The following is a 21,374-nucleotide window of genomic DNA, read 5'->3' on the forward strand; positions in this document are numbered from 1 at the left end:
ATCCTATATTTAGTGTATCTTGATTTATTTTACTTTGCAACTTCCATAATTTCCTATAAATATAATAAAACTCTACCCTTTTCGATGGGCTTCTGAGACGTTGGTGTTTATCAGAGAATCCACAGATATACGGTAGAGTTTAAAATTAATAACGATTTCGTTTATTTCTTTTACTGATAGTTCAGTATTTTAATCATACCAGAGTTGTTCAACTGTGCCTTTTATAGCTTGTTGTTCATCAAGATTTAAGAGTCGTGATGATACTGAAACTCCGTTAAATATAGGAGATACTGTATTGATGTTACCATTTTTGACAACGTAGACAACAGGGAAAACATTCCGGAAATCAGAATCAGAAATGTATTGTTCTGATAGCTTGTTGACCTTTTCTTTGTCCTTGTCTTTGTATGAATCACTTGATGTATCAACATACATGATATCGATCTTTTTATCTTCTGCAATTTCTTCTAAAATCTCCACATAGCTCAAGCTTGTGGGATTATCTGGGTTGGCAATGAAGTAGATGCCATCCTTCGCATCTTCAATCATATCCAAGACATCAGAATATTTTGATGTCTTGAAATGATTGTCTTCTTTAAAATCCTCATAAGCTTTCATGTCAGCGTCCTTAATGCGAACGCCACATGAAGCCAAAGTTGGGAGTAAAACGAATGTCATTAACATAATTAGAATACGTTTACGCATCTTCATGTTTTTTCTTTCGTTCAATGATGACAACAATGATACCAAGAAGTGAAATCATTGTACCAGCAAGCAAGATTGATTGCGTTGCTTCGAGTCCTGTTCCTGGTAATTTTCCACCATTATTACCATTTCCATTACCGTTACCGTTGCCGTTTCCGTTGCCATCATCAGTTCCTGAATCTTTAATACTTAATGTGATTTCTTTAGAAATTGTTGAGACAGCTTGTTCATCTTCGGTTCCAGCAAAGAGTCCTTTAGTTCCTTGTTCTCTTGTAATGAACATTGAATCAATGTTCTTATCAAGGGAGATCTTGAATGAGTTACCATCTGCAACACTTGAAGGAGTTCCTTCTAAGAATCGAACAGTTACACCATCAAGTTTTTGACCTGTTTCGACTACGATGACTTCTGCATCGGAACGTTTGATAATTTCTCTTTCAAGAGTTCCTTTTTGTTTAGCATCGTTAAATTCTTTACTTGTCATTGTAATATCATTTCCGTCTACTTTGTATGTAGCGGTCACAATCATTGTAACTTCAACTGAAGTACCGGATTTGAGTGAGAATTCAACAGTATGTTTACCAGGTTTTGTTGGAAGTTCTCCAACACTGATATCACTCATTGGGATTTCTTCATTAGGTGTTACGGATAGGTCTACTCCAGATACGTTAGCGAGTTTCTTAACGTTGTCTGCATTGACTTTATCGATTGCGATTGTTAAGTCATTTGCGAAGATTGCATCTTTTCCTGGAACTACGGTTCCATTATTGTAGATTGTCGCTTTGACTGTAATCTTAGTACCTGCTTTAGTTGTGAATGTAATATCGTGTTCACCAACTGTTGTAGGTAATGTTGATACTGAAATATCTTTTAGATCAATTGGTGTTTCACTGTGATCTGCATTAATCTTGAATCCTTGTAAACCAGCTGCTGCTTTAACATTAGCTTCATTTACATCGGATAACTTCATTGAGAAGGCATTTGCATTAAGTGCTTCTTTAGTTTCTGGATTGATATGATCGTGAACATTTGCTTTTACTGTGTAATCAAGTGAACGATCTCCAGCAACTGCTTTGTAAGTTACTTTGTGAGTTCCAACAAGTGTTGGTAATGCTGTTTGAAGTTCAGGTGTTAGTGCTACCATGCCATTATTAACAACATCACTCACATCGTATGCTTTAATTTCTGATAATTCAGCGAATTTTTCTTTTGACACTTGTTTGAGTTCAACTTCAAAGTTGTGACCTGAGAACGCAATCTTATTCACTGGATCAATTTCGTCAACAACGTTTGCAGTAACAGTAATTGTTGTACCTGCTTGTGTTGTGAATGTAATATCTGTTGCACCTACTTCTGTAGGAATTGGTGAAACAGAAATATCTGCATGTTCAATTGCTTCACGTTTTCCTTCACCTAAGAGTTTGTATGCTTCAAGTTTAGCACCTGTCTTCAAGTTAGCTTCATTAACTTCATCTAACTCAATAACAAAGTTTTGAGCGTTCATTGCTTCTTCGGTTACTGGGTCAATCGTATCGTATACATATGCATTGATTGTGAACTCGGCATTACGTTCACCAACTGTAGCTTTGTAAGTTACTGGGTGTGTACCTGTAGTTGTTGGAAGTTCTGTTATAAGGACTGGCGTTAAGGATACCATTCCGTTATTGGCAACATCACTTGTATCATATGCTTTTACTTCTGAACGTGTTGCGAATTCTGCTGCACTGACATCTGCAAGTTCAATATCGAAGTCATGTCCACTAAATGCGATACCATCAATAATTTTATCTACAACGTTTGCAGTAACAGTAATTGTTGTACCTGCTTGTGTTGTGAATGTAATATCTGTTGCACCTACTTCTGTAGGAACTGGTGAAACTGTGATATCTGCATGTTCAATTTCTTCACGTTTTCCTTCACCTAAGAGTTTGTATGCTTCAAGTTTAGCACCTGTCTTCAAGTTAGCTTCATCAACATCATCTAACTCGATAACGAAGTCTTGTGCACTCATTGCTTCTTCGGTTACTGGATCAATCTTGTCATAGACATAGGCACTGATTGTGAACTCAGCATTACGTTCACCAACTGTAGCTTTATAAGTTACTGGGTGTGTACCTGTAGTTGTAGGAAGTTCTGTTGTAAGGACTGGTGTTAAGGCTACCATTCCGTTATTTGCAACATCACTTGCATCATATGCTTTCACTTCTGAACGTGTTGCGAATTCTGCTGCACTTACGTCTTCAAATTCAATGTCGAAGTTATGTCCACTAAATGCAATACCATTAATAATCTTATCAACAACATTTGCTGTAACAGTAATTGTTGTGCCTGCTGGTGTCGTGAATGTGATTTGTGTTGGACCAACTTTAGTTGGAACTGGTGAAACAGTGATATCTGCATTTTCAATTTCTTCACGTTTTCCTTCACCTAAGAGTTTGTATGCTTCAAGTTTTGCGCCTGTCTTCAAGTTAGCTTCTGATACATTTCCTAACTCGATAACAAAGTCTTCAGCATTCATTGCTTCTTCGGTTACTGGATCAATCTTATCGTATACATTTGCTTCAACAGAGTAAGTTGAAACTCTTTCGCCTGCTGTAGCTTTGTATGTTACTTGATGTTTTCCTGTTGTAGTAGGAAGTTCAGTTGTAAGAACTGGTGTTAATTCAACCATTCCTGCTCCAGGTACATCACTTATATCGTATGCTTTCACTTCTGAACGTGTTGCGAATTCTGTTACGCTGACATCTTCAAGTTCAATATCGAAGTTATGTCCAGAGAATGCAATTTTATTCACTGGATCAATTGTATCTACAACATTTGCAGTTACTGTAATTTTTGTTCCTGCTGGTGTTGTGAATGTGATATCCATTTCGCCCACTTCTGTTGGAATTGGGGATACTGAGATATCTGCATTATCAATCTTAGTACGCTTACCTTCTCCAAGAAGTTTGTATGCTTCAAGTTTAGCTTCAGTCTTCAAGTTAGCTTCGTTAACATCATCTAACTCAATAACAAAGTCATATGCATTCATCGCTTCTTTTGTTTCTGGGTTAATTCCGATATAAACGTTAGCTTTAACTGTGAGTTCTGATGTACGTTCTCCTACAGTTGCCTTGTAGGTAACTGGATGAACTTGTGCTGTTGTTGGAAGTGGTGTTGTAAGGACTGGAGTTAAGGCTACCATTCCGTTATTTGCAACATCACTTACATCGTATGCTTTTACTTCTGAAAGTGTTGCGAATTGTTCTTCACTGACATCTTCAATTTCAATATCGAAGTCATGTCCTGAGAATGCAATCTTGGTTACTGGATCAATCTTATCAACAACGTTTGCAACTCGTGTAACGCTAACACCTTCTGGTGTTGTGAATGTCACATTGTGAGCTCCTGTAGTTGTAGGGAGTGTTGAAACAGTAACATCATCTATTGAAATTGGTGTTTCTACCAAGTCTTCATCTACTTCGTATGCTTCGACCTTAGCTGCCTTCTTAACATTTGTTTCATTAACATCTTCGAGTTCGATGACGAAATCAAATGCGTTGATAGCTTCTTTCTTATCTGGATTATATTCTGAGTAGATTGTAGCTTTACTTGTTGTTTGTAATTTGTCATGTTTGTAAGTAACAATTTTCTTACCTTCTGACAATGGGTAATCTGTTGTATTAACGGTTAAGTCTGGGCGTTCTGTAGCTGTAGCTGCGTCGAATACCATGGCTTTACCTTGAGCAACAACTTGTGCTTCTGTTTTTACATCATCAATTTTTGCTGCGAATGGTTTTGATGATAATCCGAGTCCTGTTTCAGGATCGTAGGAATCATATACATTTGCATTAATCTCAATGGAGATATTGTCAAAGCCTGTACCAATAATGGTTACTTTTTGATTTTGACCTTCTTTTAATAATGTAATCTCTTCGTTGTCTTGAGCAAAGAGGATATTACTTTCGAAGATTTGCATTGGTTGTTTTGTGGACAATCTTGTAATCTTCACAGCAGATTCGTTAATTAATTTACGTTTTGTATTGACGTCAGCTACTTTAGCAACAATTGGGCTTGCGTTAATTCCGTAGTCACCAACGATTTCGTCATAAACTGAAACTTTAATCACTTTAGAAATTGTATCTGCAGGGATAACTGTATCATTTGCTGTTGCTTTAACAGTAAGTTCGTATACAGTACTTGAACCACTTGTAAGAGCATTTAACTGATCGATGACAGCTTGATCAAATGCAGTGGTTGCTCCCATTGGGTGTGTTGCTGTGACATGTGCTAGATCAAGAAGTTTATCATGATCTAATGTCTTAGCAGTTTCGACATTAATACTAATTTCATTATCTGCCTTCAAGTTAATATTTGATTTAATAACTTCCATTTGAACAACGCGTGTTGTTCCTGCTTCAGTTGTTAGTGTTACTGGGTAGTTACCAACTGTTGTAGGTAATGGACTTGGTGCTAATACAGTTACGTTATGATCACGAACTGTTTCCCCTGGTTTAACGATTGTTACACGTGTTGCTTTTGATTTTTCAATGATTCTTTCATTTGAAAGCTCGCTAAGAGCAATCTTGAAGTTTTGTGCTTCAATACCTTCTGTTTGTGAAGGATCAAAGTCAACTACTGAACCATTAACTTCACGAGTAACGAGACGTGTACCATCAATCTTAGCTTCGAATTCAACGATACGATCGCCAACTTCTTTTTCGTTACCACGTTTAATGGTTACACTTGCATCACTAATTCTAACTGGTGCAGCTTCTGGTAATCTTTGAAGATCCCATCCACGAACTTCAGCAGCATTCTTCATGTTTTGATCCGTAACATTATCAAGTCTGATGTTAAAGTCATGTGCATTGATGGCAAGTTTTCCATAACTGTCTACTTGATTATAGACAAATACTTTTGTAACTTGTGATGTTGAGTCACTTGAATTTGTTGCTTTAGCATTGATTGTGACATTAATTCCTGCTTCATTTGGAGCAGTTAATGCTTTAAGTTGATCAAGTTTGCCAGCTTCCATCGTAATTGTGACTGAGTCACCTGATAATGTTGCTGTTGCATGTGCTAGATCAAGGAAATCTGATTCAGTAAGAGTTGCTAAGTCTTCAAGAGCGATAGCAATATTCTTATCTGCAGTTAGTTTAATATTTGAGTTAACAACAATTGCATTTGATTTGAAGATTGCACTTTCACTACCAAGTGTTGCTGTAAACTCAATTGGATGTGTTCCAGCTGTTGTAGGTAATGTAGTTGGTTTTGTAACTTTAATGTTTTCTTGGTCGATTTGAACAATATCGTTAATATCTGTAAGATCCCATGCTGTTACTTGTGAACCACTCATTAAGTTTTCTTCTGTTACGTTGTTTTTCGCAATTGTAAACTCAGGAAGTCCATTCATACCAATCTTACCGATAATTGTGTTATAGATATGACCTTTAACAGTAGTCTTAGCTTCACGGTTTCCAGTTTTCGCTGTAAATGTTACAGGACGAGTTCCTGCTACCTGATTAAGAGCAGCATCATTAATTGTAATTGCTGATGAAGGAATTGCTTCAATATCCCCATTAGGAAGTTTACTGAAGTCGAGTGCCTTCACTTTTGATGCAGTAATGAAATTATCGCGGTTTACATCTGCTGTTGCTAATGTAAAGTCTTCGGCATTGATACCAATCTTATTAACTGGATCAATTTTATCCACGATATATACGTCAACACTCTTAGGTGTTGCAATATCTCCGGTTACTGAATCTTTAGCTGTAACTGTGATTGTGATTGGTGTATCTTGACCTTTAGTTACTGCTTTAATTGTATCAACATCTGCATCACTAACGGTAGGTAAAATTGCGCGACCATTAATAGTTGCAGTTGCATGAGCTTTACCAACTAAGTCTGTTGATGATGTAGCTTGAGCATCTGCGACACTCATAATTATTGCTTTATCAGCATTCAGTTCAATTTCTGTTGTGACAACATTAATTTTCTTAGCTGTAGTTACGCCTGTTTCTTTGAGTTTGTAATTAATAACTTGATTATCACCGACTACTGTTGGTAGAGGTGATGCTTCAAATTTGGTAATATCTGTAATTTCTTTACGTACGTCACCGGTATAAATATAACCCTTAACGCTCGCAAGTTTTAAGATATTTTCTTCAGATATCGCATTCAATCCAATTGTTATTAAATCTTTAGCAATAATACCTGATTCAGTTTCTGGATTATAACTATCATAAATGTCAGCTTTAACTGCTTTACTTAATCCTGATCCAGAAATAGTTACGTCTTGATCTAATCCTGCGTTTAGTTTTGTTGGAGTAGAAGTTAATGCTGATGTTTGAGCAATGTTTTCTTCTCCGGTTAGGACGTTATAGACTTTACCACCAGCTTTTTGCACAATCTTCGATGCTGTATTTACATCTTCAACTTGAGCAACAATCTTATTAGCAATGAGTCCATATTGTCCATTAGATTTGTCATAGATATTAACAGAAACCGTTTCTTTAACCTCTGGTTTATCTGCATATGCAAATGTCACTTGTTGTTTAACACCTGTATCAAGTTTTGTAACTTCAGTTTCGCCTAACAATACTTTAATTGTAGGATTGTTAATTTCTACTGGGTCAACTTTAGGATCTCTAGCATCAAAGATCTTGACGCCACCTTTACTAATGATATTTGAAGCTGTCTGAACTTCATCCACATTTGCAGAGAATCCTTGAGCTAAGATTGCATAACCATCAATAATTTTGTTGAATACGTTACCTTTTACATCTCTTGTTAAGAGTCCAAGTGTATTTCCAGTTGCTCTATCTTTAATGCTAAATTGAACATTTTGATTTTGACCTACTGGAAGTGATGACTTATTAGATACGACTTCATATTTAGTTGGTGATAGAAGTACATCTTCACCTGCTTTTGTATCATAAACTTTCACATTACCTTTAGCGATAATTCCCGCTGCGGTTTGAACTTCTGATAGTTCTGCGTTAAAGTTTGAAGCATTTGATGCCCATCCTGTTGTAGGATCGATAACATCGAAATGTTTAACTTTAATGATTACATTAATCTTATCTGATTTATTACCACTCTTATCAGTGATATAAACTTGAATAGTATATTCACCCTCTGCTTCGTAATTTACAGTAGTGTAATTATCTGATTGTAATTTCATTGAAGCTGGAGTTGATTGGTTATCATTGTCAGATTTAGTAATTGTTCCGAAAATTCCTGATGCTTCAAGTTGTTCTAATGTTGGTTTTGTTGGGTTAACACGTGTTGTGTTATAAACAACTTTTTTGTTTTCAATATCCAATTTAGGTTTTTCAGTATCGTCAATCTTGTAAACAACAGATTTAACGTCTGAGACTTTTCCTTGAGCATCTTTTACAGTAATTTTAATGATGTATCCATCTTTTTTAATTGCTGTAATATCTACATTTTCCATTCCTGTTAATGTGAATGCTGATTCATCAGTAATTGCTTCACCGTATGTATCTTTACCTGTTACACCAAAGTCAGCAAGAACTTTTGATTTCGTAATCTTATTAGCAGTGTCAATTGCATTCACAACATTTAATGTAATTTCATCTTTTGTTGTTTCAACAACTGGTTTATTTGTAGATTTAGGATTGATTGTTACTTTTGTAGGTACGAGTGTTGATTGTTCGTTTGTAGTTTCGAACTTAACTGTATACGGAATCTTGTTTGCTACGTCAGCTGGTTTTTCTCCAACCATTTGTGTAGCAGATTCTGCGCCAGTTCTTCTGTCGTATCCCTTAACAGCTGCATCAGCCATAATTTGTGCTGGTGTTTTACCTGTAATAACACCTTGTTCATAACTAATGTCATTACTTGCAACTACATAGTTGTTTCCAACCACAAGGTTATCTTTATCAAGAACATGGATTTTTTGTTTAACAGGTCCACCCGTTACACCAGTAATCATAATATTTACATCATAATTCCCAGGTGTTTTTGTAACACTGTATGGATCAGCAATATAGACATCAGATGTCTTATCTGCTCCAGTAATAACATGTTTTGCCGTTACTGAGATAGCATCTTTAGCACTATTCTTAGTAAATGTTCCTTTTTCAACTGCTTTACTTGTTGTGTATCCGTGTTTACTCATAACATAGTAATCACCGATTTTTTCAACTGTACCATCATATACGCTAGCCACTAGAGTAGTAAATTCTGCTGTTTGACCATTTAAATCAGGAGTAATCTTGATTGTATAGTCTTTCGCAACTTTAGAGTAATCTCCTAAGTCAAGTCTTACAGGTACTTCATTCTTAGTTTGGATACTCCAAGCTTTTACTTCACCTTTTGTCTTAACTTGATTTGTTTTTGCTGCTGTATCTGTAGGTACATCTGCATTTGAAATTGTATAGTTTACACGTTGAATATAGAAGTTATCTGTCTTAATGATTGTGTCATCTTTTACAGCTACGAGACGTTCTGCAGAAGCTTTACCGCCATCTGTAGTTACTTCGTATTTAACCTTATACATTCCAGCTTTAGCCATATTGACTGTAGTTGTTTCATTTGTACCAGCTTTATATGTTGTGACTTTTACGCGTGAGTCAGTAATTGGAATAATTTCTGAACCACGTTGAATTACAACACCATCTGCTGGATCATAGTTATCATTAACATTAAGATCTAATGATTCCTTACCAGTAATAAATGTAACTGTAGGTTCATCATTCTTAGCAACAGTAATTTTAAATTTACTTTCAATAACGTTATCAAAATCATCTTTAGTTGTAACTACTAAGTTTGTAATACCAGCTTTAACACCAGTAACTGTTCCATCTGAAGAGACTGTCGCAAGTGATTGATCTTCAACACGATATGTTGGATAACCTGTTTGTTGTAGTTTTTCTGCATAATTTGCATCACTAAAGCTTGGAATAAATTTGTATTCTGTTCCAGGTGTCTGTTCATTCTTTTCACGAACAATTATTTCATTACCTGTAATTTTTAGTTTTGTATTATCATACTTCAATAATCCAACATTCAACGATTTTGATGATTGGTTTGCTGGATCAACTTGAGCAAGTTTACCAACCGAAGATCCTTTATTAGGAACTGCAGAACCAATTTCAACACCTACTTGTTTGTTAGGATATGTAAAGTATTTATACTGTTTATTAGCATCAGTAAAATCGATTTCATATTTATCAGATGGTAAATCACTAAATGAATATGAGCCATCTGCTAAAGTAGTTGTTTTGTAGATAACACCTTTACTACTCTTAAGTTTTACTTCTACGTTTGCTAAATAATCCTCACCAGAATTCCACTTACCATCGTAGTTAGCATCAACGAACACACGTCCTTGAACTGATCCAATGGATAGATAAGAACCTGCTGATTTACCTTTAGTCCAACCTGAAGTACCTGCTCCCGACACTTTAAAGTAAGGGTTAAATGCTAATAAAGCATCAAGTTTTTCTGGTTTAGATGTGATTGTTCCACTTGTTTCATCAATAGAGTATTTAACAACTAAGGTTGCTTTTTCTCCATTAGGAACATCTCCACTTGTCATGATTCTCATCATTGATGTTGTCCCTGTAAATTGATTTGTATAATTTGCAGTCTCATAGTTCGCTGCATTTTCTGGGCTAATGGATGCAAAGTCTACTTTATAGAAAGGTGCTCTAGCTCCTGTAACATCAAGTCCATCTTTGTTTTCAACAGTAACTTTATAACTATCTATCTTTAGATTCCATGGGAATTTTTCCTTTTGGAAGTTCGAACCAAAGTTTACATTTTCACGTGGAACTGGAATATAACTAACAAAATCTCGGACAGTATCATCTGTTGCATTTTTTAGTGTGACATTATAGTTCATTTTGTCATTAACTGTAAATCCAACAGCAGTATCTTTTGTACCATCAAATTCTTGTTTGGTTGTTTCATCGTTCTTAGTAATATATGAATCTAAGATTAATGCTTTATCACTCGTTACTTCTACTTTTCCGGATTGCATCGTAATCATTTGATTTGGTCTTCCAAAAAGATTCCCCACTGGAGTTCCATATCCGTATGCAGGAGTCAAGTTCATTCCAGGAGCTTCTAAATACATAGTATTTGCAAAAGGTAATCCGTTTTGTTGCCCTTCTTCTGCTTTCATATCATATGTAAAATAAATTCCCTTTGCAGATTGATCATAAAATCCACCTACATATCCAAGCATCTCGATTGCAATATACTGTATTCCATTAGTTCCAGTGACTTCAGAAACATTTGATTGAATTGAACGTGTCGAAGTTCCGACTAATGTGAATGGATCACGAGTAACTTCTCCTATGACAAAATTACTGAAGGTAAATCCCGGAACTTTCTTAATGTACACTACTGGATTATCAATGTGTACATACGAACCGTATAAATAAGGAGAAGTATGAATTGCCATTCGGTATGTACCTTTTTCACCTGCTTTTAAAGTCATAGGTCCCGATTCAACATTGAATCGAGCAGATGTACTTAGCATTCCTTGATTCGTCATGTTTGTAGATGTGACCGAAACTTCTGATCCCGGCTCGATTTCCCCTGCAAGATTAGTTGCATATGTTTTTAGTGTTACGGTTCCACTTAAATCTGTCTTTCCTTTAAAGTCTCCTATAACATATGCTGTTTCATCATAGGCAGCGCTAATATCCTTATTTGGCGATCCTGATGAAAAGTTCGCTGGAATATCTCCGATAAATGTTTTTGCGTATGTGATATACTCATCATTCGCAAGTCCTAACGTGTCCTTTCCAATACTTTGAACAAGACCACCTGTATTGGATGCTCTTCTGACTTTTATTTGTTCTGGTGTTGCTTGACGAGGTGTATTGTTTTTATTTGTTCGATATATAATTTTATACTTAGCTACATCAGAGTTTACCATAGGAAATCCCACTTCAACTGCATTATAATTATTCATTGTATATTCAATGTTTTGATCCGTCAACGATGTGTAAATATCAGTAGTTAATATAAACAATGGATTCTTTTGCTGCGCATGTTGTAAATCCTTAGGATTCATTTGCGCTGTTCTTTGCATAGCGGTAAACTTATTCATTTTTTCGGCTTTTGGTGTAACTTTGAAATTGAAAAATCTTCGTGAGTCATTCCCTAGTTCCACTTTTTCAGTTTTTCCTGAGATGAAATTTTTATACTCAGCATACATAGCTCCCGTTGCATTGTAATTTCCTTCAGGTATATTTGTCGTATTTAAATAAAACACTTGCCTTGATGTTTTAGAATCCGGACCAAAAATAGATCCCATTTTTCCTATTAGTGTATTGCTTTCCTTATCGAATGTCCAATATGTCTTATCATATTTAATATTTTCTTCTTTAACTACAGAAGGTAACGGAATGTAAAATACAAGATTACCATAATAGAAGTTTTTTGTTCCGAATCCATTGTTACGGTAAAGTAACGGCTCAACTTTAATATCCGGACTGCTGTCTGCTTGCCCCTCTGCTGATGGTACCCAAAGCCAAACATTTCTTGCCGGATTATTCATTTTCACATTTTCTTTTACTTCACCAACAGACTTTCCTCCAACTTCAGCCTTAGCAGAAATTGCATCCGTGATATCAATCTGAGTATTTGTACCCATATCATAAATATTAGTGTCAGACTCTATTTTGAAAGTGAATTCAACTGATTCTACGCCTTTATCTATTGGGACATATTGTACAGGACCGTTATAACTACCGTATTCTTGTCCTGTTGCTCTGGTAGATGACGAAATTAGATCGTTCTGAATTCCTTGCATTTCAATTTCTAAATTATTTTTTGGAGTTCCCTTAACCGGATATGAAACAAACTTTAATCCAGGTTTTATATTAAATGCCACCATTTTATTAGGACTGTCTTTATATGTAGAACCAAAGTTTACTTTTACAGTAATTGACTTAGTTTCAGGTACACCAAAAAATTGACTCGGATTAAAATCATTACTTTCTATCGTAACAATTCCATCAGTCTTACTCCATTTTGTAGTGGCGTCATCTGCACTTAAGCTAAATGCACGTGCTTCTTCTACAGAGTCAGGTGATTTTTGTTCTGTAACTTCTTCTGTGATTGTTTTATTGTTGGTTTCATTCTTAGTTTCATTCTCAACAGGTTTTGCTTCTTCCTTTGGTTTAGGAAGTTCTATTCTGTTGACTGCATACTTAAAACGAACCTCTTCTTCACGAACGACAGGTTCTTTAGCTTCTGTAGATTTGGATTCCTCAGCTTTTGTATCAGTAGCTTTTGATTCATCTACTTTAGCTTTTTCATCCTTAGCTTCTACTTTTTTATCTTTAGTAGTTTGTTCAGAAACTGTTTCAATTTTATATTTAACTAAAAATTCATATTCCCCGTTTTCATTGATTTCATATGAATATTTATGACCTTTAGTTACCTTTTCAGGTTTTGGTTGTAATTTTTTATCTTTATCTATAGTTTTTGATTCGTCTGGAAACGTAATCGACTCTACAGAAACCTTTTTATCTTTTGGAACAAGATCTATATCGAGTTTTCCCTCGGTATTATCTTGAGAATATGTATCCTTAACATTTATCTTTACAAATTCATTACCGTAGTCTTTGAGTTCAGTACTTGCATATGATGCAGTAATTGTACCCATAGCTATGGCAATAGATAATGTTAGGCTAAGTAACTTCTTCGATACCTTTTTCATTCATTTCCCTCTTTCTTTCATAACAAATATTACCTTAAGACAATTCTGTGCAAGAAGTAACCAAATTCCTTCCACAGAATTGTCCTTAATAAGACTTGTGTGTACGTGGGTTGCTAAGATTTAGATGACGTTTATCCAGATTCCACTAACTTCTATAATTTATTAGTTAGTAGATTTGTCATACTTAGTTATAGCAATCTATGTTACAAATCAGTAAATATTGAAGACTTCAAAACTAGATCTTTATCTCAAGTACGGAGATTCCTTTGATTTAAAGAAGCTAAATAGTGAACAGAAATCTGTGATAATTACCAATTTCCCACTTGTCTCCATCTCTAATCTATCACAAATAATTTTCTGTTTAAGGCTTTGAAGAGTCATTTCACTCAAGTTTCATTTATATGAAGAAATGTGCATTAGAGCCCTATTTAAAGGCATTTGCGACATCTTTACAATTCACTCACTATAAGTTCACAAACATAATTTTGTAAAAAACGGAGTATAAAAATTTATGTTTCACAAGTACAGCTACTGTCTATGCGACTATCTGACATTTTAACTTTCTAGGTTTCTAGGTGAAGACACAAAAAAGCTTACACGCAATGTGTAAGCTGTCTTTACATTTGAATTGATTTTCTTTACAAATTTTAGTCGATTAAATCTAAAGCTTCTAAAATTCGATTAAGATCATCATCGTCACTAAATGAAATTGTGACTTTATGATTATCGACCGCGACTCTCGTCTGTAACTTTGTCTCGAAAAGTTTACGAGCATAATCATAATCTTTGTTTGGTTTCGCAGTTTCTGGTTTTGGTTTCTCTTCCTGATTTACAAGTTTCTCCGCTTCACGAACTGAAAGTTTGCGATCATACATTTCTTGAGCCAGTCTTTCGATTTCTTTGGGATTGTCGAGTGTTACCAATGGTCGAACATGTCCCATCGTAAGTTGGTTCGAACTGACCATTTCTTGAACTGAACGTGGAAGTTTTAATAAACGGAGTAAGTTAGTGATATGGCTTCGTGATTTACTAACGCGTTTGGAGACTTCTTCTTGAGTTAAGCCAAGTTTGTCAATTAACGATGCATAAGCCATCGCTTCTTCAATAACATTTAAATCTTCACGTTGAACGTTTTCAATAACAGCGATTTCCATCATTTGTGCATCGTCAAAGTCTACAACGATACTTGCAATCTCTTTAAGTTTTGCTTTCTTGGATGCTCTGAGTCGACGTTCACCAGCAATTAGTTCATACCCTTTTGAGGTTTCTCTTACAAGAATTGGTGTGAAGAGACCATGAGTAGCAATTGATTGTGCTAGCTCATCCAATTTATCATCATCAAAGTGACGACGTGGTTGGTAGGGGTTTGTACGAATATCTTTAATCTTTAAAGTCGTTTTAACGCCACCATATTGTTGGTTTTCACCTTGTTGAATATCTTCAAGAACATTAGAAACATCTTCACCAAAAATAGCACCTAAGCCTCTGCCTAAACGGTTATTATCAGCCATGATTATTCACTCTCTTTCTTATACTTCGCTAAAACTTCTTTCGCAAGTGATGCATAAGCTTTAGCCCCTTCAGATTTTAAATCATACTCAAATATTGTATTGCCTCGAGAGGGTGCTTCAGAAAGCTTAATATTTCGAGGTATATTGCTTTTGTACACTCTTTCTTTGAAGTATTTTCGAACTTCTTGTTGAACTTCAACACTGAGTCGTGTTCTTACATCAAACATTGTTAATAAAACACCTTCGATTTTTAAATCAGGATTAAATAATTTTTGAACTAAACGAATCGTTGAAAGTAACTGTGTAAGTCCTTCTAGCGCATAGTATTCACACTGTACGGGAATAATAACTGAATCCGCTGCAGTAAGTGCGTTGGTATTCAAGAGTCCCAGTGAAGGTGGACAGTCAATGATTATAAAATCATACTGATCCTTTACTTTTGATAGTTTGTTTTTCAACAATCTTTCACGACCAATTTTAAACTCTACCATTTCTAAATCTGCACCCGCTAGTTCAATTGTCGCTGGGATAAGATCCATTGGTGGTGTCGAGAGACTTAATTTTACGTCATCAACTTCTTTATCTGTAAGAATTAAATCGTAGGTGCTCTCTTTAATAGCCATGCGATTTGCTCCAACACCTTGTGAAGCATTCCCTTGGGGATCCAAGTCAATTAAGAGAACTTTTTGGCCCAAATATGCCAAACCTGCAGATAAGTTAATACTTGTTGTGGTCTTACCTACACCACCTTTTTGATTTGCAACAGCAATTATCTTCCCCATTGACTCACATCCTTTTATTTTGGAAAGCGGATAGTAATGATTACTTCATCCTCTGTTTCTTCCATGTTATGGTTAACTTTTATGCCTGTTTTTTCAATCATTCCGATTGATTGTTTTATGGTATTAATACCAATTTTAATATGTTGAGAAATTCCGCGAACAACGGTTTTCTTTTTCTTTGGTTTATTGACCAAAGTTTCAGTCTGTTGAACATTCAGTTTTTTATCTAAAATCTCATCAAGAATTTCTTCTGTTTTTTGATTCTCTAGTCCTATTAATGCGCGAGCATGTCGTTCCGTAATTTTACGTTCACCCAACGCACTTAAGACGGGATCGGGTAATTCCAACAGTCTTATTTTGTTCGCAATACCTGATTGGGATTTACCCACACGTTTAGCGAGTTCTTTTTGTGTAATTCCTTGGATACGTAAAATATCGCGATAAGCTTTGGCTTCTTCGACTACTGAGAGGTCTTCACGTTGAATATTCTCAATGAGTGCGACTGTTGCACTTTTTTCATCATCGATATCGCTTAAAATACAAGGTATTTCTAAGTATCCAGACATCATCATTGCTCGATAACGTCTTTCACCTGCAATAATTTCGTAGTAGTCATCAACTTGACGAACAACTACAGGTTGAATTAAACCATTTTCTTGAATGGATTGTGCCAGTTCTAAGAGGTTCTCTTCATCAAACACGGTACGTGGTTGATAACGATTTGGCTTAATCTTTTCAATTGGTATATTTATACGTTCAATCATGATTCCTCCCAGATAATGGCGCCTTCTTTATTTTAGCATAATTACGCGGAAATTTCTGTGGCGTCTTCTTTATTTTACGGATTTCCAAATTATATCTTTCGCCCATTTCATCATCATAAAAACGATGAGAGGTTTCGAGCTTACCACCGAGTATATTTAAAGCTTTTTGTGACACTTCAATCTCTTCCAGTGCTTTCGCACCTTTCATGGCAATAAAAGTACCGTCAATACGTACAAATGGTAAACAGAGTTCACTCAGAATATCAAGGTAAGCCACAGCACGTGCTGTCGCATAGTCATAACGTTCACGATGTTCATCAATAATATTCTCAGCGCGATCATTAATAATTGTAACGTTCGTGAGTCCACATGCATCCACAACTTGTTCTAAAAAATTGGTTCGTTTCGTTGTTGGCTCAACACATGTAATATGAATATCAGGACGTGCGATTGCGAGAACTAACCCTGGGAATCCAGCACCACTTCCAATATCAATCAGCGAACTATTTTCCTTAATCAAAGGAGCAATTAACAACGAATCATAAAAATGCTTCAAGTAGATACCATGGTCATCATCGATAGCTGTAAGATTTAATACCTTATTAACTTCCTGAATCAAACTTTTATACGACAAAAATTGTTGTTTCATTTGATCTGAAACAACAATTTTTAATGATTCAATATTTTGAATAAAACTTTCAAAATCCATACTTCACCTCATTAAAACTCAAATTTTAAATTAATATCTTGTCGCGCAGCTTCCGCAACTTTTACTACGTTTAGGCTATGCTCCAAGAGTTCATCACAACGTGCTCTATCTTTTGTTGCAACGATGTCTCTAAATGCTTCCACTTGATAGCTGAGTCGGTCACGATCTTGAACATTATGATTTTCGGTTAAATCATTCGTGACGATTTCAACACGTTTCAATCCGTTAACGCCTCCAGGAACCATGATATATCCGGTTTCTCCTTGGATTTGGGCAAAGTTACTTGAATAGCTATCTTTAGCGCCTACACATTCTACTACAAATTCAGGATATTTTAAAATCACAACACCCGAAGTATCAATTCCATTCTCATGACAGTTCGCAATATAAGATACTTCTTCAGGCATTCCAAATAATCCCACTACAAAATGTAAGTTGTAAATGTTGATATCTGCCAAGGCTCCTCCTGAAAAATCAGGATCAAATACATTCGTTACTGTTCCTTGGAGAAGCTGACTATAACGGCTTGAATATTGGCTATAGTTACATTGAATTAACTTAATATTTCCAACTTTTTCAAGTTTTTCTTTAATATATTCAAAGTGAGGCATATGTATATTACAAATTGCTTCAAAAAGATACAACTTCTTTTCTTGAGACAGTTTTACCAGTTCACATGCTTTATCATAATTTCCTGTGAAAGGTTTCTCCACAATAACATTCTTCCCTGCTAGAAGAGCCAGTTTTGATTGTTCATAATGAAGACTGTTAGGTGATGCAATATAAACCGTATCAATCTCATCATCTAAAAACATTTCTGTAAGAGAGGTGTAAATCTTCTTAATATCTACCTTCTCTGCGAACTCATGTCCGCGGACTAAATTTCTAGAATATACAGCAACAAACTCAATATCTTTAACAGTTCGAGCTGCACGAATAAAGTGTTCAACAATAATACCTGTTCCAATCGTAGCTATTTTCATTTGTGTCACCTTTTCTATAGTTGTATTATACCATGATTCATAGACTCCGTTTCTACTTTTAGATGACATTTGCTATCACATTAGTATAAACATATTTCGTTTATCTAAAAGCCTCAATTCTTAAAACACATCGTTTGATTACATTTTTCATAATTATTTCACATTTGATATGTTTTCTTAAGATTGTTCATTTCTTTTCTACATTTATTTCTAAATTAGGACTAATTTTGACTGTTTTTATCGAATATCAGCACTTTTCGGATGTATTTATGAGTTAATAGTGAAAATATTTTAACTAATAGGCTAAATCGAGTCTCACATTACAGTCTGGAAACGGGAGTGCCATTGCGGAGAAATGCTTTTTTTTGTATTATCTAAGTACAATCATTGTTAAGAAATTAACACAGTTCTATTCTGATTTCCCAACAATCAAATGCCAGGAGAGTATCATGTATAAAATATTAATTGTAGATGACAACGTTAAATTTGCCGAATTTTTACAAATGGCTCTAACCAATGAAACTATGGAAGCAGACATTGTTTTCGAACCTGTTTCTGCGCTTCAAGCCATCGCTAACAACAACTATGATCTCATGATTTCAGACCTTCATCTCCCTGATATCAATGGAGTCCAACTTGCGAAAAGTATTCGTACGATGAAACCTAAAATTAAGGTTATCATCCTTACGGGACAACCTACTGAAAACTCTGAACTTGAGTCCATCTATTATAATGTAGATCATTATATCGAAAAATCGAAGAGTATTAACATTATCTATAACTATGTCGAAAATTTACTACAGCGTGATATAAGTAATGAAGAGCAATCTACATTATATTCAAAATCTGAAAATATTCTTATTAACCTCACAGAGCATTCTGTGATGAAAGATAATGAAGAATATGATTTAACGCCCAGTGAATTTAAACTTCTAACATTATTCTTAAAGAATAAATCAATCACACTTTCACGAGAAACAATCAGTCAAGAATTATTTGGGTACTTTGATCCCAAATCACGCAGCATTGACGTTCACTTAAAGAATCTCCGCTCGAAAATGAGTATAACTTCTATATCAACCATACATGGCATCGGATTCAAATGGAATGAAGAATAAATATTCCCGTACCATAAATATTGTAAGTATTTGCAATATCATCTTATACATCATTCTATGTTCTTTTTATCTGGTCAATCTTAAGAAATTTCCCGATGAATATCAAAAAATCGAAAGAAATCAGATCGACGAGATACAAATTGCAGTCAAAAGCTCCCTTGATGGAGATGCAAACCAAATTGCATCTAAGTTAGCGGTCGTTACGAAAGAAAACCCTGTAGATTTACTTATCTATAAGGGTAAAACACAAGTGTATAGTTCATCCAGTTCGTTTAACCGCGAGAATTTTTCGGGTGCAACCAACAAGCAATCGGTCCTCTTTGAAAGCCAAGGAAACTACACCAACGCAAATTTGGATAATTACGAAGTATTCATTAGGGTATATCGACTTCCTTACACAGAAACCTTAGTTCCATTTATCATGAAGCAGTTTATTCTACTCGCATTATGTTTCTTAATTCTTATTATCTGTCTGTTTATTATTATTCGCTTCATTCTCTCATCGATGATGCAAGCTAAAAACTCACTCGAACTCATGCTCGAAAATGAATTTAAGGAAGTTGCGATGACAAACAAGGCAAATGATGCGATTAATGAGAGCCTGAGAGATGTCTCAACTAAAATCAATCATAATCTTGATGATATTTCACGAGAGTATTCCCAGTATGAACAAGAGCTCGAAAAATCACGGCTCTACCTTGATAGTGTCTTACTCGTTTCAAGGTCATTTATTCATGATTTAAAGACACCAATTGTCCATCAGGTTTATGAGAATGAAATCTTCTCCACAACCATTATGAATGATGAGTCTAAAGAAATTACTGAAATGAATATTGCCCATGGTGAATCACTCATCAAACAAATTAATGATATCCTCAAGTTTATGAGCCAACCAGATATCGTTGAAAAATTAAATACCGATCTCAAGGATATCGATATTAATGCATTAATGATTCAAATATTTAGACAATTTAAGAACCAAATTTCTAGCAAACATCTCGATATGGATTATATTTCCGATGAATCAGTAATTCTATATCGTAATGAGGTTCTTATTAAATTGTTGTTGCATAATATTATTTCTAATATGACTCAATATGCTTCAGATAATTCAACCATTTCCGTTTCAGCACTTCATACTGATAGTAATGAAATTGAACTGTCCTTCACCAATACAACGGATGTAGAGAATATCCAAAGAATGCTTCAATCACAAAATATTTTTAATATCCTAGAGAAGAATCGTAACCATGAATACAGCAGTGGACAAGGGCTTTTCCTCATTAAAACAATTACCGAGATGTCCGATGGAATCTATACTGTAACAACATCGGATGATTCTATAACACTTACACTAACGTTCCCTTGCAATGGAGATCTATTATGAGATCAAAAGTAATAAAACTGCTGACACTTGGATGTGTTTTCCTATTATTCGTTACACCTCTCCAAGCAGAAGATAAAAAAATAAGTGAACCTGGTACGTATGAGGTTGAACTAAAATATACCGACACAAACGGTACATCTTCTACCAAAACAATACATATTAGTGTTACCAAGGATGAACAAGATGAAGAAGCTATCATTGACGATCATAATGGTAAGAATGAAGACATCGCGATTCACAAAATTTCCGATTATATATTAGAAGCGTCTAATTTTATAGTAAAAAATCAATCCTTAGATACTCTCACTCACGAAGAAATTCTAGACTTGAGTAAAGCCCGTGCTTACAATCCAATGACGGAAGCCACAACACCCATTGAGATTATTAATAAGCAACCACTTGATAAGAATCGTGTTGAATACACGTTGATTGCTGATGAAGTTCTCATCAAAACCGTGGTAGGTACGACTACCATTGATGATTCCGTGGGCAAAGATATACAGTGGACAAACAATAATATTGAATATGACAAGTTCACTACCTTAAACCAAATATTCTTTGGATCCTCGATATTTATACTTATTATAATCCCCTTATTAATCATTAGTATTTTATTTATTATTTACTATCGTTATAAGAATAAAACGCAAGACATCCTTTATCGAGCAAAAGAAGAAAAGAAAAACCAGCAATAATTGGATTAATCCAAATTAATGCTGGTTTTAAT

At 35.1% G+C, this 21,374-nt stretch carries 10 protein-coding genes; 3 read left to right on the forward strand and 7 right to left on the reverse strand.

The window, feature by feature from the left end; genetic code table 11:
* Positions 1-189: 189 nt before the first annotated feature.
* The 7 genes from H9L01_RS02740 to H9L01_RS02770 form a co-directional block, all read right to left on the reverse strand.
* Entirely contained in the window at positions 190-711 is a 522-nt protein-coding gene (locus tag H9L01_RS02740; protein ID WP_187534504.1) for a hypothetical protein, read from the reverse strand.
* Positions 698-13,393, reverse strand: a complete 12,696-nt coding sequence (locus tag H9L01_RS02745; protein ID WP_187534505.1) for an SdrD B-like domain-containing protein — start codon at positions 13,391-13,393, stop codon at positions 698-700. The genes H9L01_RS02740 and H9L01_RS02745 overlap by 14 nt, the downstream gene beginning before the upstream one ends.
* 647 nt (positions 13,394-14,040) lie before the next feature.
* Positions 14,041-14,904, reverse strand: a complete 864-nt coding sequence (locus H9L01_RS02750; RefSeq protein ID WP_415696382.1) for a ParB/RepB/Spo0J family partition protein — start codon at positions 14,902-14,904, stop codon at positions 14,041-14,043.
* 2 nt (positions 14,905-14,906) lie between these two features.
* Positions 14,907-15,686 carry a ParA family protein gene (locus H9L01_RS02755; protein ID WP_187534506.1) on the reverse strand — a complete coding sequence of 260 codons (780 nt, stop codon included), beginning with the start codon at positions 15,684-15,686 and terminating at the stop codon, positions 14,907-14,909.
* Between the two features lie 14 nt (positions 15,687-15,700).
* Positions 15,701-16,450 carry a nucleoid occlusion protein gene (noc, locus tag H9L01_RS02760; RefSeq protein WP_187534507.1) on the reverse strand — a complete coding sequence of 250 codons (750 nt, stop codon included), beginning with the start codon at positions 16,448-16,450 and terminating at the stop codon, positions 15,701-15,703.
* Entirely contained in the window at positions 16,443-17,159 is a 717-nt protein-coding gene (rsmG, locus tag H9L01_RS02765; protein ID WP_187534508.1) for a 16S rRNA (guanine(527)-N(7))-methyltransferase RsmG, read from the reverse strand. Before rsmG ends, noc begins: the two co-directional genes overlap by 8 nt.
* Before the next feature lie 11 nt (positions 17,160-17,170).
* Positions 17,171-18,142 (reverse strand): Gfo/Idh/MocA family protein, encoded by a 972-nt coding sequence (locus tag H9L01_RS02770; protein ID WP_187534509.1) that lies wholly within the window; start codon positions 18,140-18,142, stop codon positions 17,171-17,173.
* Between the two features lie 449 nt (positions 18,143-18,591).
* Between H9L01_RS02770 and H9L01_RS02775 the strand changes: the two genes are divergently transcribed.
* The 3 genes from H9L01_RS02775 to H9L01_RS02785 are packed head-to-tail and all read left to right on the forward strand — an operon-like array spanning position 18,592 to position 21,342.
* Entirely contained in the window at positions 18,592-19,260 is a 669-nt protein-coding gene (locus H9L01_RS02775) for a response regulator transcription factor (RefSeq protein ID WP_187534510.1), read from the forward strand.
* Positions 19,250-20,647: a sensor histidine kinase gene (locus tag H9L01_RS02780; RefSeq protein ID WP_187534511.1), complete on the forward strand. Its 1,398-nt coding sequence runs from the start codon at positions 19,250-19,252 to the stop codon at positions 20,645-20,647. The genes H9L01_RS02775 and H9L01_RS02780 overlap by 11 nt, the downstream gene beginning before the upstream one ends.
* The gene (locus H9L01_RS02785; RefSeq protein ID WP_187534512.1) at positions 20,644-21,342 is read left to right on the forward strand and encodes a hypothetical protein; all 699 of its coding nucleotides are present in this window, start codon (positions 20,644-20,646) and stop codon (positions 21,340-21,342) included. The genes H9L01_RS02780 and H9L01_RS02785 overlap by 4 nt, the downstream gene beginning before the upstream one ends.
* Positions 21,343-21,374 lie beyond the last annotated feature (32 nt).

Source organism: Erysipelothrix inopinata (assembly GCF_014396165.1).
GTDB classification, from domain to species: domain Bacteria; phylum Bacillota_I; class Bacilli_A; order Erysipelotrichales; family Erysipelotrichaceae; genus Erysipelothrix; species Erysipelothrix inopinata.